This window comes from Streptomyces sp. NPDC002784 (assembly GCF_053592135.1).
This window is the reverse complement of the sequence record NZ_JBSFVD010000001.1, coordinates 822,907-837,402: the sequence shown is the minus strand read 5'-3', so window position 1 is coordinate 837,402 and position 14,496 is coordinate 822,907. Positions and strand designations below refer to the sequence as shown.

Sequence of the window (14,496 nt, the reverse complement as noted above, 5' to 3'; positions counted from 1 at the left end):
CGGCCGGGGCGGAGGAGTCCTTCCTCCGCCCCGGCCGTCCCACACCGCCGACCTCGGCCGACAGCGATGCCGGACGGGGCCGCTGCCCCCGAGCGGCTGCGGCCCCGTCCGTACTGTTGTGCCCCTTTTCGGGCCGTGCGTCAGAGTACGCGCACCGCGCCCGAGGCGGGATAGCCGGAAAGGTCCTGAATGACCACGCCCTTGGACGGGTTGGCCGCGTCCAGGTACTGGCCGTCGCCGATGTAGACGCCCACGTGGTACGCCGAGCCCTTGCCACCCCAGTAGAGGATGTCGCCGACCTGGAGGCTGGACAGGGAGACGTCCGTGCCGACCATCGACTGGTCCTGGGAGACCCGGGGGAGGTCCACGCCGACCTGCTTGAAGGCGGCCTGCACCAGCGAGGAGCAGTCCCACGCGTTCGGGCCGGTGGCGCCCATGACGTAGGCGTCGCCCAGCTGCGCCTTGAGGAAGGCGATGACCGTGCCGACGCTGCCGCTCGCGGGGGCGGAAGCGGTGGCGGTGGTGGTGGCGGTGGCGGTCGTGCTGGTGGCGGCGAGCGTGGTCCGCTCGGCGCTGCGCGCGGCGCGCTCGGCGGCGGCCTTGCGGGCCGCCTCGGCGGCCTCCTTCTTGGCCTCCGCCTTCTTCTTGGCCTCCGCGAGGTCGGCCTTGGCCTCCTTCGCGGCCGCCGCGGCGGCGGCGTCGCGCTCGGCCTGCAGCTCATAACCGGCCGCGGCCTGCTGCGTGACGTCCGCGGACTCGGCGACCTGAGCGGCCAGGTCGGCCGTCAGGGTGGGCAGTTCGATGGTCTGCGTGACCGGCTCGGCGGCGCTCGCCGTGGCCGACGCACCCGCCGCTGCCATGCTGAGGACGCCACCGGCAACTCCGGCGCGCATCGCGAGGGTCGTGGACCCGGAGCGGCGGGGTTTCCGGTGGCTGCGTATGTGAGCGGTGTGGGACATGAGAACAACCGGTATCAGGGGCTCCTCCATACCTTCAAGAAACGTGTGCTGCGCCACAGTTGTTCAACCGACCCCCCGAAAACCTCTCCTGACACCCTTTATTGACGCCGTAACGGACATTGCGGGCGCCACCCCGCACGCCCGTGATCACGTCCTTTCATCGGTTCGCCCGAATTGCCCCGCGCCTACCACTGGTTGGGGCAGGTGGCCAAGCCCGGTTCTCATCGGCCTCTCATCAATGTGGCGGAGGTCACGCAACGGTCACAGCCGCGGGTGCGTCCCCCGTGCGCGACCGACCCCCCGATCGCTCGTGAACGCGTGCACGCGTCCACACCCCGCCCCGCGTCTCCCTCTGATGTGTGAACGCGGTCCTCTATCAGGACCCTGGGCCCATCTCCAATTTGCATGCAAGGGAAGTCTCTTGATATGGAGACGACCCATCCGAGCTGCGCCGACGAGCGGAAATGTCACCTCAGGTGATCACTTGCATGCCTCGCGTACGAAGATCACCACTCATCCGACTTCATGATCCTTCGTCAGGTGGTGGAGATCACAAAGCTTGTGCAATACCCCGTGTCGCAGATCACAGAGCGGCGGGCATAAGATGCGAGGCAGTTGGGCTTGTGACCTGCTTCACATGTTCTCGATCTTCGCCGGGACGAGCGGGGTTCGAGGAACCGGTGGGACAGGAGTGGCGAGCCCGACGCAACCGCCAGCAGTCAGTGCCGACTGAGAGGAGCGAGGAGCGGTGAACGCGTATGCGCCCATCCTCGTACTGGGAGCCCTCGGGGCAGGCTTTGCGATCTTCTCCGTGGTCATGGCCACGCTGATCGGTCCGAAGCGGTACAACCGGGCCAAGCTCGAGGCCTACGAGTGCGGCATCGAGCCGACCCCCACGCCGGCCGGCGGCGGGCGTTTCCCGATCAAGTACTACCTGACGGCGATGCTCTTCATCATCTTCGATATCGAGATCGTCTTCCTCTACCCCTGGGCCGTCACCTTCGACGCCCTGGGGATCTTCGGGCTCGTGGAGATGCTGCTCTTCGTGCTCACCGTCTTCGTGGCGTACGCGTACGTATGGCGGCGCGGCGGCCTGGAATGGGACTGAGGGGCCTTTAACTCATGGGACTCGAAGAAAAACTGCCGAGCGGCTTCCTGCTGACCACCGTCGAGCAGGCCGCGGGCTGGGTGCGCAAGGCGTCCGTCTTCCCGGCCACCTTCGGCCTCGCCTGCTGCGCCATCGAGATGATGACCACCGGCGCCGGCCGCTACGACCTGGCGCGCTTCGGCATGGAGGTCTTCCGCGGTTCCCCGCGGCAGGCCGACCTCATGATCGTCGCCGGCCGGGTCAGCCAGAAGATGGCGCCGGTGCTCCGGCAGGTCTACGACCAGATGCCGAACCCCAAGTGGGTGATCTCCATGGGGGTCTGCGCCTCCTCGGGCGGCATGTTCAACAACTACGCCATCGTGCAGGGCGTCGACCACATCGTCCCGGTCGACATCTATCTGCCCGGCTGTCCGCCCCGGCCCGAGATGCTGTTGGACGCGATCCTCAAGCTCCACCAGAAGATCCAGACCTCCAAGCTCGGCGTGAACGCCGAGGAGGCGGCCCGCGAGGCCGAGGAAGCCGCGCTCAAGGCGCTCCCCACCATCGAGATGAAGGGGCTGCTGCGATGAGCGACACGAACAACGGCGTCAACCCCGAGAAGGACCTCGGCACCGAGAACCTCCCCGGCCAGCGGGGCGAGGGCGGCGAGGAGATCCGCGTCCAGCGCGGCATGTTCGGCGCCAACAACGGCGGCGACACCTCCGGTTACGGCGGCCTGGTCCGCTCGGTCCGGCTCCCGGGACCGGCCACCCGCCCCTACGGCGGCTGGTTCGACGAGGTCGCCGACGAACTCGAGGGCGCTCTGGAGGAGCAGGGCCTGCTGCCGGAGAACGCCATCGAGAAGACGATCGTCGACCGCGACGAGCTCACCTTCCACATCGAGCGCGAGCACCTGCTCCGCGTCGCCCGCACCCTGCGCGACGACCCGGCCCTGCGCTTCGAGCTGTGCACCGGCGTGAGCGGGGTCCACTACCCCCACGACAAGGGCCGCGAGCTGCACGCCGTCTACCACCTGCGCTCGATCACCCACAACCGGCTGATCCGCCTGGAGGTCAGCGCCCCCGACAGCGACCGCCGCGTCCCGTCGCTGGTCTCCGTCTACCCGACCAACGACTGGCACGAGCGCGAGACCTACGACTTCTTCGGTCTCGTCTTCGAAGGCCACCCGGCCCTGACGCGGATCATGATGCCGGACGACTGGCAGGGCCATCCGCAGCGCAAGGACTACCCCCTCGGCGGCATCCCCGTCGAGTACAAGGGCGCCCAGATCCCGGCTCCGGACCAGCGGAGGTCGTACTCGTGAGCACTTCCCACGCTTCCCCCCGCGAGACCACCGAGGGCACCGTCTACACGGTCACCGGTGGCGACTGGGACGAGGTCGTCCAGTCCGCGGCCCGCGCCGACGACGAGCGCATCGTCGTCAACATGGGTCCCCAGCACCCCTCCACCCACGGAGTGCTCCGGCTGATCCTGGAGATCGAGGGCGAGACGGTCACCGAGGCCCGCTGCGGCATCGGCTACCTGCACACCGGCATCGAGAAGAACCTCGAGTTCCGCACGTGGACGCAGGGCACCACGTTCGTGACGCGCATGGACTACCTGACGTCCTTCTTCAACGAGACCGGCTACTGCCTCGCCGTCGAGAAGCTCCTCGGCATCGAGGACCAGATCCCCGACCGGGCCACCCTGATCCGGGTGCTCCTGATGGAGCTCAACCGCCTCTCCTCGCACCTGGTGTGCATCGCCACCGGCGGCATGGAGCTAGGCGCCACCACGATCATGATCTACGGATTCCGTGATCGTGAAATGATTCTCGACATCTACGAGCTCATCACGGGCCTGCGGATGAACCACGCGTACATCCGCCCCGGCGGCCTCGCCCAGGACCTGCCGCCGGGCGCGGTGGACCAGATCCGCGAGTTCGTGAAGAAGATGCGGAAGAACCTCCCGGAGTACGACAAGCTCGCCACCGGGAACCCCATCTTCAAGGCCCGTATGCAGGACGTCGGCCACCTCGACCTGGCCGGCTGCATGGCCCTCGGCGCCACCGGCCCCATCCTGCGCTCCACCGGCCTGCCGCACGACCTGCGCAAGTCCCAGCCGTACTGCGGCTACGAGACCTTCGACTTCGACGTCCCCACCGCCGACACCTGCGACTCCTACGGCCGCTTCCTGATCCGCCTGGAGGAGATGCGCCAGTCGCTCAGGATCGTCGAGCAGTGCCTGGACCGGCTGCAGCCCGGCCCGGTCATGGTCGCCGACAAGAAGATCGCCTGGCCCGCCCAGCTCGCGCTCGGCCCGGACGGTCTCGGCAACTCCCTCGACCACATCAAGAAGATCATGGGCACCTCCATGGAGGCCCTGATCCACCACTTCAAGCTGGTCACCGAGGGCTTCCGCGTTCCGCCGGGACAGGCGTACGTGGCCGTCGAGTCGCCCAAGGGCGAGCTCGGCGTGCACGCCGTCTCCGACGGCGGCACCCGCCCCTACCGGGTCCACTTCCGCGACCCGTCCTTCACCAACCTTCAGGCGATGGCGGCGATGTGCGAGGGCGGCCAGGTCGCCGACGTCATCGTCGCCGTCGCGTCCATCGACCCCGTGATGGGAGGCGTCGACCGGTGACCACCAGTTCTTCGGAGCAGGGCGTCAGCCTGGGCATGCCCGAACTGCCCGCGCCCGGCTACCCGGACGACGTCCGAGCCCGGCTGGAGCGGGACGCGCGCGAGATCATCGCCCGCTACCCCGACTCCCGGTCCGCGCTCCTTCCGCTGCTGCACCTGGTGCAGTCGGAGGAAGGCCACGTCACGCGCACCGGGATGCGGTTCTGCGCGGACATGCTGCAGCTGACCACGGCCGAGGTCACCGCGGTGGCCACCTTCTACACCATGTACCGGCGCCGCCCGAGCGGTGACTACCAGGTCGGGGTGTGCACCAACACGCTGTGCGCGGTGATGGGCGGTGACGCGATCTTCGAGGCGCTCCAGGACCACCTCGGCATCGGCAACGGCGAGACCACCGACGACGGCAAGGTCACCCTGGAGCACATCGAGTGCAACGCGGCCTGCGACTACGCCCCGGTCGTGATGGTCAACTGGGAGTTCTTCGACAACCAGACCGTGCAGAGCGCCAAGCGCATGGTGGACGACCTGCGCGCGGGAGCACCGGTCTCCCCCACGCGCGGGGCGCCGCTGTGCACCTTCAAGGAGACGGCCCGGATCCTGGCGGGCTTTCCCGACGAGCGGGAAGGGGCGGTCGAGGCCGGCGGAAGCGCGGGACCCGCTTCGCTGATCGGACTCAAGCTGGCCAAGGGGGAGACCGCCCCCGCGCGCGTGGTGCACCCGCGCGACGGCGGACCCCATGAGGAGCCGCAGGACAGGGCGGTGCACGAGCCGTCACCCACGCAGCACCTGAGCTCACACGACGCGCCGCAGGACACATCGGCCTCCGACCCGGCCCACCCGGCCGGGCCTGCCGCCGAGGAGGGGGAGTGATGACCTTGGCACCCGAGCTGAAAGACACCGGCCCCGAGAAGCTGCTCGCACCCGTGCTGTCGGCCTTCTGGGACGAGGACAAGTCCTGGACGCTGGACGTCTACCGAAGGCACGAAGGGTACGAGGGACTCCGCAAGGCGCTCGCCATGTCGCCGGACGACCTCATCGCCTATGTGAAGGACTCCGGTCTGCGCGGGCGCGGCGGCGCGGGATTCCCCACCGGAATGAAATGGCAGTTCATTCCCCAGGGAGATGGGAAGCCGCACTATCTGGTTGTCAACGCCGACGAGTCGGAGCCGGGAACCTGCAAGGACATCCCGCTCCTCTTCGCGAACCCGCACAGCCTCATCGAGGGCATCGTCATCGCCTGTTATGCCATCAGGTCTTCTCACGCCTTCATCTATCTGCGGGGTGAAGTCGTCCCCGTGCTCCGGCGGTTGCACTCGGCCGTGAGCGAGGCCTATGCGGCCGGCTACCTCGGAGAGAACATCCTCGGCAGCGGCCTCGATCTCGAACTCACCGTGCACGCGGGCGCCGGGGCGTACATCTGTGGTGAAGAGACCGCACTGCTCGACTCGCTCGAAGGCCGCCGTGGTCAACCGCGGCTCCGTCCCCCCTTCCCCGCGGTGGCGGGCCTGTATGCCTGCCCCACTGTGGTGAACAACGTCGAGTCGATCGCGTCGGTTCCCGCGATCCTGCACAAGGGCAAGGACTGGTTCAGGTCGATGGGCAGCGAGAAGTCCCCGGGCTTCACGCTCTACTCGCTCAGCGGCCATGTCGCGAGCCCCGGCCAGTACGAGGCCCCGCTCGGCATCACCCTGCGCCAGCTGCTGGACATGAGCGGCGGAATGCGGCCCGGCCACCGGCTGAAGTTCTGGACGCCGGGCGGCTCCTCGACGCCGATGTTCACCGACGAGCACCTCGACGTCCCCCTCGACTACGAGGGAGTGGGCGCCGCCGGTTCGATGCTCGGCACCAAGGCGCTCCAGTGCTTCGACGAGACGACCTGCGTGGTCCGCGCCGTCACCCGCTGGACCGAGTTCTACGCCCACGAGTCCTGCGGCAAGTGCACGCCCTGCCGTGAGGGCACGTACTGGCTCGTGCAGCTGCTGCGCGACATCGAGGCCGGCAAGGGCGTGATGAGCGACCTCGACAAGCTGAACGACATCGCCGACAACATCAACGGCAAGTCCTTCTGCGCCCTCGGCGACGGTGCCGCCTCGCCGATCTTCTCCTCGCTCAAGTACTTCCGCGAGGAGTACGAGCAGCACATCACGGGCCGCGGCTGCCCCTTCGACCCGGCCAAGTCGACGGCCTGGGCCGACCACCGTACGGAGGTGAACGCATGACTGTGACCACGAGCGCTCCCTCCGGAGGGGGAGAGGCGGCGGTCCCGCCGGAAGATCTCGTCTCGCTGACCATCGACGGCGTGGAGATCAGCGTGCCCAAGGGCACCCTGGTCATCCGGGCCGCCGAACAGCTCGGCATCGAGATCCCCCGCTTCTGCGACCACCCGCTCCTCGACCCGGCCGGCGCCTGCCGCCAGTGCATCGTCGAGGTCGAGGGCCAGCGCAAGCCGATGGCGTCCTGCACCATCACGTGCACCGACGGAATGGTGGTGAAGACGCATCTGACCTCGCCGGTCGCCGAGAAGGCCCAGCACGGTGTGATGGAGCTGCTCCTCATCAACCACCCGCTGGACTGCCCGGTCTGCGACAAGGGCGGCGAGTGCCCGCTGCAGAACCAGGCCATGTCGCACGGCCAGGCCGAGTCCCGCTTCGAGGGACGCAAGCGGACCTACGAGAAGCCCGTGCCGATCTCCACGCAGGTGCTCCTCGACCGCGAGCGGTGCGTGCTGTGCGCCCGCTGCACCCGCTTCTCCAACCAGATCGCGGGCGACCCGATGATCGAGCTGGTCGAGCGGGGCGCCCTCCAGCAGGTCGGCACCGGCGAGGGCGACCCCTTCGAGTCGTACTTCTCCGGCAACACCATCCAGATCTGCCCGGTCGGAGCGCTCACCTCGGCGGCGTACCGCTTCCGCTCCCGCCCCTTCGACCTGGTGTCCTCGCCGAGCGTCTGCGAGCACTGCTCGGGCGGCTGCGCCACGCGCACGGACCACCGGCGCGGCAAGGTCATGCGCAAGCTCGCCGCCGACGACCCCGAGGTCAACGAGGAGTGGATCTGCGACAAGGGGCGGTTCGCCTTCCGGTACGCGCAGCAGCGGGACCGGCTCCAGACGCCGCTGGTGCGCAATCCCGAGGGCGAACTGGTGCCGGCGTCCTGGCCGGAGGCCCTGCAGATCGCGGCCCAGGGGCTGCTCGCCTCGCGCGGGCGGGCCGGTGTCCTGACCGGCGGCCGCCTCACCATCGAGGACGCCTACGCCTACAGCAAGTTCACGCGCGTGGCGCTCGATTCCAACGACATCGACTTCCGCGCGCGGGTGCACAGCGGCGAGGAGGCCGACTTCCTGGCGGCCCGGGTCGCCGGACGCGGCCGTGACCTCGACGGTACGGGCGTCACCTACACCCTCCTGGAGAAGGCGCCCGCGGTCCTGCTCGCCGGGTTCGAGGCCGAGGAGGAGGCGCCCGGGATCTTCCTGCGGCTGCGCAAGGCCTGGCGCAAGCACGGCCAGCAGGTCTTCTCGCTCGCCACGCACAGCACCCGCGGCCTGGAGAAGGCCGGCGGCGTCCTGCTGCCCGCCGCTCCCGGCACCGAGACCGAGTGGCTGGACGCCCTCGCGAGCGGGGTCGGACTGGAGGGCGACGGTGCCAGGGCCTCCGAGGCGCTGCGCACCGAGGGCGCGGTGATCGTCGTAGGGGAGCGGCTGGCCGGGGTGGCGGGCGGGCTCACCGCCGCCGTACGGGCCGCGTCCGCGACCGGCGCGCAGCTGGTGTGGATCCCGCGGCGGGCCGGTGAGCGCGGCGCCGTGGAGGCCGGCGCGCTGCCGTCGCTGCTGCCGGGCGGCCGTCCGGCCACCGACCCGCGCGCGCGGGAGGAGGTCGCCGCGGCCTGGGGCGTGGCCGAGCTCCCGCACCGCTACGGACGCGACACCAGCCAGATCGTGGAGGCCGCCGCCACCGGTGAACTCCAGGCCCTGGTGGTCGCCGGAGTCGAGATCGCCGACCTGCCCGACCCGGCACGCGCACGCGTGGCGCTCGCCGAGGCCGGCTTCCTGGTCTCGCTGGAGCTGCGGCCGAGCGAGGTCACCGAGCTGGCCGACGTGGTCCTGCCGGTCGCCGCCGTCGCCGAGAAGGCGGGCACCTTCCTCAACTGGGAAGGCAGGGTGCGCTTCTTCGAGGCCGCGCTCAAGCCCGACCACATGACCCGCCGCCTGCCCCCGACCGACGCCCGCGTCCTGCAGATGCTGGCCGACGCCATGGACGTCCACCTGGGCCTGCCGGACCTGCGCACCGCGCGTGCGGAGCTGGACCGGCTGGGCGCCTGGGACGGACCCCGTGCCACCGAACCCCTGGAGACCGGGGCGCAGTTGCCGCGGCCGGCCGTCGGAGAGGCCGTGCTGGCCGGGCACCGGCTGCTGCTCGACCAGGGACGCCTCCAGGACGGTGACGAGGCGCTCGCCGGGACCCGGCACACCGCCCACGCGCGCCTGTCGGCCGCCACGGCCGCCGAAGCGGGGCTGAAGGAGGGCGACCTCCTCGCGGTGACCGGCACCGCCGGGACCGTGCAACTCCCGCTCAGGATCACCGCGATGCCCGACCGGGTGGTCTGGCTGCCGCTGAACTCCACCGGTGGCGGCGTCGCCTCCGACACCGGGGCGCGACCCGGCTCCCTCGTCCGCATCGGCCCGGCGACGCTCGCCACCGGAGCACCCAAGGAGGTGGAGGCATGAGTGTGTTCCTCGCCGCTGAAGACCTCTCGATGTTCGGCCGCGACCCCTGGTGGCTGGTCGTCGTCAAGGCGGTGTTCTGCTTCGCCTTCCTGATGGTGACGGTGCTGTTCTCCATCGTCTGGGAGCGCAAGGTCGTCGCCTGGATGCAGCTGCGCATCGGCCCCAACCGGCACGGCCCCTGGGGCATGCTCCAGTCGCTCGCCGACGGCATCAAGCTGATGCTGAAGGAAGACGTCATCGTCAAACGCGCGGACAAGGTGGTCTACGTCCTCGCGCCGATCGTCGCGGCCATCCCGGCCTTCATGGCGATCGCGGTGATCCCCTTCGGCCCGGCCGGGAACGAGATCTCGATCTTCGGCGAGCGCACCACGATGCAGCTCACCGACCTGCCGATCGCGATGCTCTACATCCTCGCGGTCGCCTCGGTCGGCATCTACGGCATCGTGCTGGCGGGCTGGAGCTCCGGCTCCACGTATCCGCTCCTCGGCGGCCTGCGCTCCTGCGCGCAGATGATCTCGTACGAGATCGCCATGGGCGCCGCCTTCGCCTCGGTGTTCCTCTACTCGGGGTCGATGTCGACGTCCACGATCGTCGAGGCGCAGCATGACCGCTGGTACGTCGTCCTGCTGCCGGTCTCCTTCCTGATCTACATCGTCACGATGATCGGCGAGACCAACCGTGCCCCCTTCGACATGCCGGAGTCCGAGGGCGACCTGGTCGGCGGCTTCAACACCGAGTACTCCTCGATCAAGTTCGCGATGTTCATGCTCGCCGAGTACGTGAACATGGTGACGGTCTCGGCGGTGTCGGTGACGCTCTTCCTCGGCGGCTGGCGGGCCCCCTGGCCGGTCTCCACCTTCTGGGAGGGCGCCAACCACGGCTGGTGGCCGCTGCTCTGGTTCGTGATCAAGGTGCAGCTGCTGCTCTTCTTCTTCATCTGGCTGCGCGGCACCCTGCCCCGCGTCCGCTACGACCAGCTGATGAAGCTCGGCTGGAAGGTCCTGATCCCGGTCTCCGTGGTCTGGCTGATGCTCGTCGCGACGGTACGGACCCTGCGCAACGAGAACTACGACTTCGCCGACATCGCCCTGTACGTCGGCGGCGGCGTCCTGGTGCTCCTGCTGCTCTCCTTCGTCGCGGACATGTTCCGCGGCAAGCCGAAGGAGGAGGAACCCGCCGCCCCGGCCGCCGGATTCGACGCGATGGCGGGCGGATTCCCCGTGCCGCCGCTGCCCGGACAGGAGCTGCCGCCGGTGCCGCGACGCCGTTCGCGCCGGGAGCGGGAGCTGATTGTCAGTGGCGGGGTCAATACTCACAGTGACGACGGATCTCTGGATGGAAAGGAGGCGTCCGATGGCTGAGGAGCCCAAGGAGACCAAGCCCGGTTTCCAGAATCCCGTGGCCGGCTTCGGCGTGACCTTCAAGGCCATGTTCAAGAAGCGGCTGACCGAGCAGTACCCGGAACAGCAGAAGACCACCGCTCCCCGGTTCCACGGACGGCACCAGCTCAACCGCCATCCGGACGGCCTGGAGAAATGCGTCGGCTGCGAACTGTGCGCCTGGGCCTGCCCCGCCGACGCGATCTACGTGGAGGGCGCGGACAACACCGACGAGGAGCGCTACTCGCCGGGCGAGCGGTACGGCCGCGTCTACCAGATCAACTACGCCCGCTGCATCCTGTGCGGCCTGTGCATCGAGGCGTGCCCCACGCGCGCGCTCACGATGACGAACGAGTTCGAGCTGGCCGACTCCAGCCGCGCCAACCTCATCTACACCAAGGAGCAGCTGCTCGCCGGCCTTGAGGACGGCATGGTCGACGCGCCGCACGCCATCTACCCCGGCACGGACGAGCAGGACTACTACCGGGGCCTGGTGACGGAGGCCGCGCCGGGCACCACCCAGCAGGTCGCGCTCTCCAAGGGCGAGGTCCCGCAGGAGGCCGCCTCGACGTTCGGCGAGGACGAACCGGCGTCGGGGAAGGTGGTCGGCCGATGACCGCGCAACTCGCCGCCTACTCCACCTCCACCGGCGAGGCCTTCCAGTTCTGGATCCTCGGCACGGTCGCGGTGATCGGCGCCCTGTGCACCGTCTTCATGAAGAAGGCCGTGCACAGCGCGCTCTGCCTGGCCGGCACCATGATCGTCCTGGCGGTGTTCTACCTCGCCAACGGCGCCTACTTCCTGGGCGTCGTGCAGATCATCGTCTACACCGGCGCGATCATGATGCTGTTCCTGTTCGTGGTGATGCTGGTCGGCGTGACCGCCGCGGACTCCCTGAAGGAGACCATCAAGGGCCAGCGCTGGCTGGCCCTTCTGTGTGGCCTCGGCTTCGGCATCCTGCTGTTCGCCGGGATCGGCAACGCCTCCCTGACGGAGTTCAACGGCCTCGCCCAGGCGAACGCGGGCGGCAATGTGGAGGGCCTGGCCGCCCTGCTGTTCACCAAGTACGTCTTCGCCTTCGAGATCACCGGCGCCCTGCTCATCACGGCCGCCGTCGGCGCCATGGTGCTCACCCACCGCGAGCGCACCGAGCGGGCCAAGACGCAGCGCGAGATGGCCGAGCAGCGGGTGCGCGAGGGCAAGCACGTGCCGCCGCTGCCGGCGCCCGGCGTGTACGCCCGGCACAACGCCGTGGACATCGCCGGTCTGCTGCCCGACGGCACCCCCTCGGAGCTCACCGTCAGCAAGACGCTGCGGGAGCGCGGCCAGATCCGTGATGTGTCCACCGAGGCGCTCAACGACCTCAAGGCCCTGGAACAGCGGGCCGAGGAGCGCCTGGAGCGCACGAAGAGCGGGGAGGCGTTGAAGTGAACCCGGTCAACTACATCTACCTCGCGGCCCTGTTGTTCACGATCGGCGCCACCGGCGTACTGATCCGGCGCAACGCGATCGTGGTGTTCATGTGCGTCGAGCTGATGCTCAACGCCTGCAACCTCTCGCTCGTCGCCTTCTCCCGGATGCACGGCAATCTCGACGGCCAGATCCTCGCCTTCTTCACGATGGTCGTCGCCGCCGCGGAGGTCGTGGTCGGGCTCGCGATCATCGTGTCGCTGTTCCGTTCCCGCCACTCGGCCTCGGTCGACGACGCCAGCCTGATGAAGCTGTAAGGGGTCGCTGAATCGTGGAGAACCTGATTGCGCTGCTCATCGCGGCGCCCCTGCTCGGAGCGGCGGTCCTGCTGTGCGGCGGCCGGCGCCTGGACGCCGTCGGGCACTGGATCGGCACGCTCCTCGCGGCCGTGTCCTTCGTGTTCGGCGCGATCCTCTTCGTCGACCTGCTCGGCAAGGACGCCGACCAGCGGACGCTGACCCAGCATCTGTTCAGCTGGATCCCGGTGGAGGGCTTCCAGGCGGACGTCGCCTTCCGCCTGGACCAGCTGTCGATGACGTTCGTCCTGCTGATCACCGGTGTCGGCTCGCTGATCCACCTGTACTCGATCGGGTACATGGAGCACGACGAGCGGCGCCGCCGCTTCTTCGGCTATCTGAACCTGTTCCTCGCGGCGATGCTGCTGCTCGTCCTCGCCGACAACTACCTGCTGCTGTACGTCGGCTGGGAGGGCGTGGGTCTCGCCTCGTACCTGCTGATCGGCTTCTGGCAGCACAAGCCCAGTGCCGCGACGGCCGCGAAGAAGGCCTTCCTGGTCAACCGCGTCGGCGACATGGGTCTGTCGATCGCGATCATGATCATGTTCACCACCTTCGGGACCTTCGCCTTCGGCCCGCTGCTCGGCACCCACGAGGAGCCCGGGCTCGTCGGCGAGACCTCCGAGGGCACGCTCACCGCCATCGCCCTGATGCTGCTGCTCGCGGCCTGCGGCAAGTCCGCCCAGGTGCCGCTGCAGTCCTGGCTCGGGGACGCGATGGAGGGCCCGACCCCGGTCTCGGCCCTGATCCACGCGGCGACGATGGTGACCGCGGGCGTCTACCTGATCGTCCGCTCCGGCGCGATCTTCAACGCCGCCCCCGACGCCCAGCTGGTCGTCACCATCGTCGGTGCCGTCACGCTCCTGTTCGGTGCGATCGTCGGTTGCGCGAAGGACGACATCAAGAAGGCGCTGGCCGGCTCGACCATGTCGCAGATCGGCTACATGGTCCTGGCCGCGGGCCTCGGCCCGATCGGCTACGTCTTCGCGATCATGCACCTGGTGACCCACGGCTTCTTCAAGGCCGGGCTCTTCCTCGGCGCCGGTTCGGTCATGCACGGCATGAACGACGAGGTCGACATGCGCAAGTACGGCGGCCTCAGGAAGTACATGCCGATCACCTTCATCACCTTCGGCCTCGGCTACCTCGCGATCATCGGCTTCCCGGGCCTGTCCGGCTTCTTCTCCAAGGACAAGATCATCGAGTCGGCGTTCGCCAAGGGCGGCACCGAGGGCTGGATCCTCGGCGGCTGTGCCCTGCTGGGCGCCGCGATCACGGCGTACTACATGACGCGCGTGATGCTGCTGACGTTCTTCGGCGAGGAGCGCTGGCGCAACCGGCCCACCGCCTCCCCGGCCGCGCCCAGCGCGGAGCCGGCCGCCGCGCACCACGGCGACCACGCTGAGCCGCACCCGCACGAGTCGCCCAGCTCCATGACGATCCCGATGATCCTGCTGGCGTTCGGATCCGTCTTCGCGGGCGGCCTGTTCAGCGTCGGTGACCGCTTCGTGCACTGGCTGGAGCCCATCACCGGCCACGACCACGGCCACTCCCCGCTCAGCGCGGCCACGGTCACGGCGTCCACGGTGGCCGTGATGGTCATCGGTGTCACCGCCGCGTACCTGCAGTACGGGCGCCGCCCGGTGCCGGTCGTCGCCCCGCGCGGGTCGCTGCTCACCCGGGCCGCCCGGCGCGATCTGCTCCAGGACGACTTCAACCACGTCGTCCTCGTCCGCGGCGGCGAACACCTCACGCGCTCCCTGGTGTACGTCGACCACACCCTGGTCGACGGCGTCGTCAACGGCACGGCGGCCTCGGTCGGCGGCCTCTCCGGACGGCTGCGCAAACTGCAGAACGGCTTCGCGCGGTCGTACGCGGTCTCGATGTTCGGCGGTGCGGCACTCCTCGTCGCCGCGACCCTGCTGATGAGGGCGGTCTGATAC

13 protein-coding genes are annotated in these 14,496 nt (G+C 69.2%); 12 read left to right on the top strand and 1 reads right to left on the bottom strand.

Going from position 1 to position 14,496, the window contains the following annotated elements; all coding sequences use genetic code 11:
- Positions 1 to 140: 140 nt before the first annotated feature.
- On the bottom strand, positions 141 to 989 hold the full coding sequence (locus tag ACWD1Z_RS03855) for a C40 family peptidase (RefSeq protein ID WP_451115203.1): 849 nt from the start codon (positions 987 to 989) through the stop codon (positions 141 to 143).
- Between the two features lie 718 nt (positions 990 to 1,707).
- Between ACWD1Z_RS03855 and ACWD1Z_RS03850 the strand changes: the two genes are divergently transcribed.
- Genes ACWD1Z_RS03850 through nuoL form a run of 12 tightly spaced genes read left to right on the top strand, consistent with a single transcriptional unit; the run spans position 1,708 to position 14,493 of the window.
- Positions 1,708 to 2,067: an NADH-quinone oxidoreductase subunit A gene (locus tag ACWD1Z_RS03850; protein WP_003974383.1), complete on the top strand. Its 360-nt coding sequence runs from the start codon at positions 1,708 to 1,710 to the stop codon at positions 2,065 to 2,067.
- A 14-nt stretch (positions 2,068 to 2,081) separates the two neighbouring features.
- Positions 2,082 to 2,636, top strand: coding sequence for a NuoB/complex I 20 kDa subunit family protein (locus ACWD1Z_RS03845; RefSeq protein WP_056552623.1), 555 nt, complete (start codon positions 2,082 to 2,084; stop codon positions 2,634 to 2,636).
- On the top strand, positions 2,633 to 3,370 hold the full coding sequence (locus tag ACWD1Z_RS03840; protein WP_451115201.1) for an NADH-quinone oxidoreductase subunit C: 738 nt from the start codon (positions 2,633 to 2,635) through the stop codon (positions 3,368 to 3,370). Before ACWD1Z_RS03845 ends, ACWD1Z_RS03840 begins: the two co-directional genes overlap by 4 nt.
- Positions 3,367 to 4,689: an NADH-quinone oxidoreductase subunit D gene (locus tag ACWD1Z_RS03835; protein WP_451115199.1), complete on the top strand. Its 1,323-nt coding sequence runs from the start codon at positions 3,367 to 3,369 to the stop codon at positions 4,687 to 4,689. Before ACWD1Z_RS03840 ends, ACWD1Z_RS03835 begins: the two co-directional genes overlap by 4 nt.
- Positions 4,686 to 5,558 carry an NADH-quinone oxidoreductase subunit NuoE gene (nuoE, locus tag ACWD1Z_RS03830; protein ID WP_451115198.1) on the top strand — a complete coding sequence of 291 codons (873 nt, stop codon included), beginning with the start codon at positions 4,686 to 4,688 and terminating at the stop codon, positions 5,556 to 5,558. The genes ACWD1Z_RS03835 and nuoE overlap by 4 nt, the downstream gene beginning before the upstream one ends.
- Positions 5,558 to 6,907 carry an NADH-quinone oxidoreductase subunit NuoF gene (gene nuoF / locus ACWD1Z_RS03825; RefSeq protein WP_451115196.1) on the top strand — a complete coding sequence of 450 codons (1,350 nt, stop codon included), beginning with the start codon at positions 5,558 to 5,560 and terminating at the stop codon, positions 6,905 to 6,907. Before nuoE ends, nuoF begins: the two co-directional genes overlap by 1 nt.
- Positions 6,904 to 9,408 carry an NADH-quinone oxidoreductase subunit G gene (locus ACWD1Z_RS03820; protein WP_451115195.1) on the top strand — a complete coding sequence of 835 codons (2,505 nt, stop codon included), beginning with the start codon at positions 6,904 to 6,906 and terminating at the stop codon, positions 9,406 to 9,408. The genes nuoF and ACWD1Z_RS03820 overlap by 4 nt, the downstream gene beginning before the upstream one ends.
- Positions 9,405 to 10,769: an NADH-quinone oxidoreductase subunit NuoH gene (gene nuoH, locus ACWD1Z_RS03815; protein ID WP_451115193.1), complete on the top strand. Its 1,365-nt coding sequence runs from the start codon at positions 9,405 to 9,407 to the stop codon at positions 10,767 to 10,769. Before ACWD1Z_RS03820 ends, nuoH begins: the two co-directional genes overlap by 4 nt.
- Positions 10,762 to 11,403: an NADH-quinone oxidoreductase subunit NuoI gene (gene nuoI / locus ACWD1Z_RS03810; RefSeq protein WP_451115191.1), complete on the top strand. Its 642-nt coding sequence runs from the start codon at positions 10,762 to 10,764 to the stop codon at positions 11,401 to 11,403. Before nuoH ends, nuoI begins: the two co-directional genes overlap by 8 nt.
- Positions 11,400 to 12,218 carry an NADH-quinone oxidoreductase subunit J gene (locus ACWD1Z_RS03805; RefSeq protein ID WP_451115189.1) on the top strand — a complete coding sequence of 273 codons (819 nt, stop codon included), beginning with the start codon at positions 11,400 to 11,402 and terminating at the stop codon, positions 12,216 to 12,218. Before nuoI ends, ACWD1Z_RS03805 begins: the two co-directional genes overlap by 4 nt.
- Positions 12,215 to 12,514, top strand: a complete 300-nt coding sequence (gene nuoK, locus ACWD1Z_RS03800; RefSeq protein WP_250070882.1) for an NADH-quinone oxidoreductase subunit NuoK — start codon at positions 12,215 to 12,217, stop codon at positions 12,512 to 12,514. Before ACWD1Z_RS03805 ends, nuoK begins: the two co-directional genes overlap by 4 nt.
- A 14-nt stretch (positions 12,515 to 12,528) precedes the next feature.
- The gene (gene nuoL / locus ACWD1Z_RS03795) at positions 12,529 to 14,493 is read left to right on the top strand and encodes an NADH-quinone oxidoreductase subunit L (protein ID WP_451115187.1); all 1,965 of its coding nucleotides are present in this window, start codon (positions 12,529 to 12,531) and stop codon (positions 14,491 to 14,493) included.
- Positions 14,494 to 14,496 lie beyond the last annotated feature (3 nt).

Excerpts from the sequence above, each read along its gene's own strand:
- ACWD1Z_RS03855 (WP_451115203.1), bottom strand. The coding sequence starts at position 989 with ATGGAGGAGCCCCTGATACCGGTTGTTCTCATGTCCCACACCGCTCAC.
- ACWD1Z_RS03845 (WP_056552623.1), top strand. The coding sequence starts at position 2,082 with ATGGGACTCGAAGAAAAACTGCCGAGCGGCTTCCTGCTGACCACCGTC.
- ACWD1Z_RS03840 (WP_451115201.1), top strand. The coding sequence starts at position 2,633 with ATGAGCGACACGAACAACGGCGTCAACCCCGAGAAGGACCTCGGCACC.
- nuoF (WP_451115196.1), top strand. The coding sequence starts at position 5,558 with ATGACCTTGGCACCCGAGCTGAAAGACACCGGCCCCGAGAAGCTGCTC.
- ACWD1Z_RS03820 (WP_451115195.1), top strand. The coding sequence starts at position 6,904 with ATGACTGTGACCACGAGCGCTCCCTCCGGAGGGGGAGAGGCGGCGGTC.
- nuoH (WP_451115193.1), top strand. The coding sequence starts at position 9,405 with ATGAGTGTGTTCCTCGCCGCTGAAGACCTCTCGATGTTCGGCCGCGAC.
- nuoI (WP_451115191.1), top strand. The coding sequence starts at position 10,762 with ATGGCTGAGGAGCCCAAGGAGACCAAGCCCGGTTTCCAGAATCCCGTG.
- ACWD1Z_RS03805 (WP_451115189.1), top strand. The coding sequence starts at position 11,400 with ATGACCGCGCAACTCGCCGCCTACTCCACCTCCACCGGCGAGGCCTTC.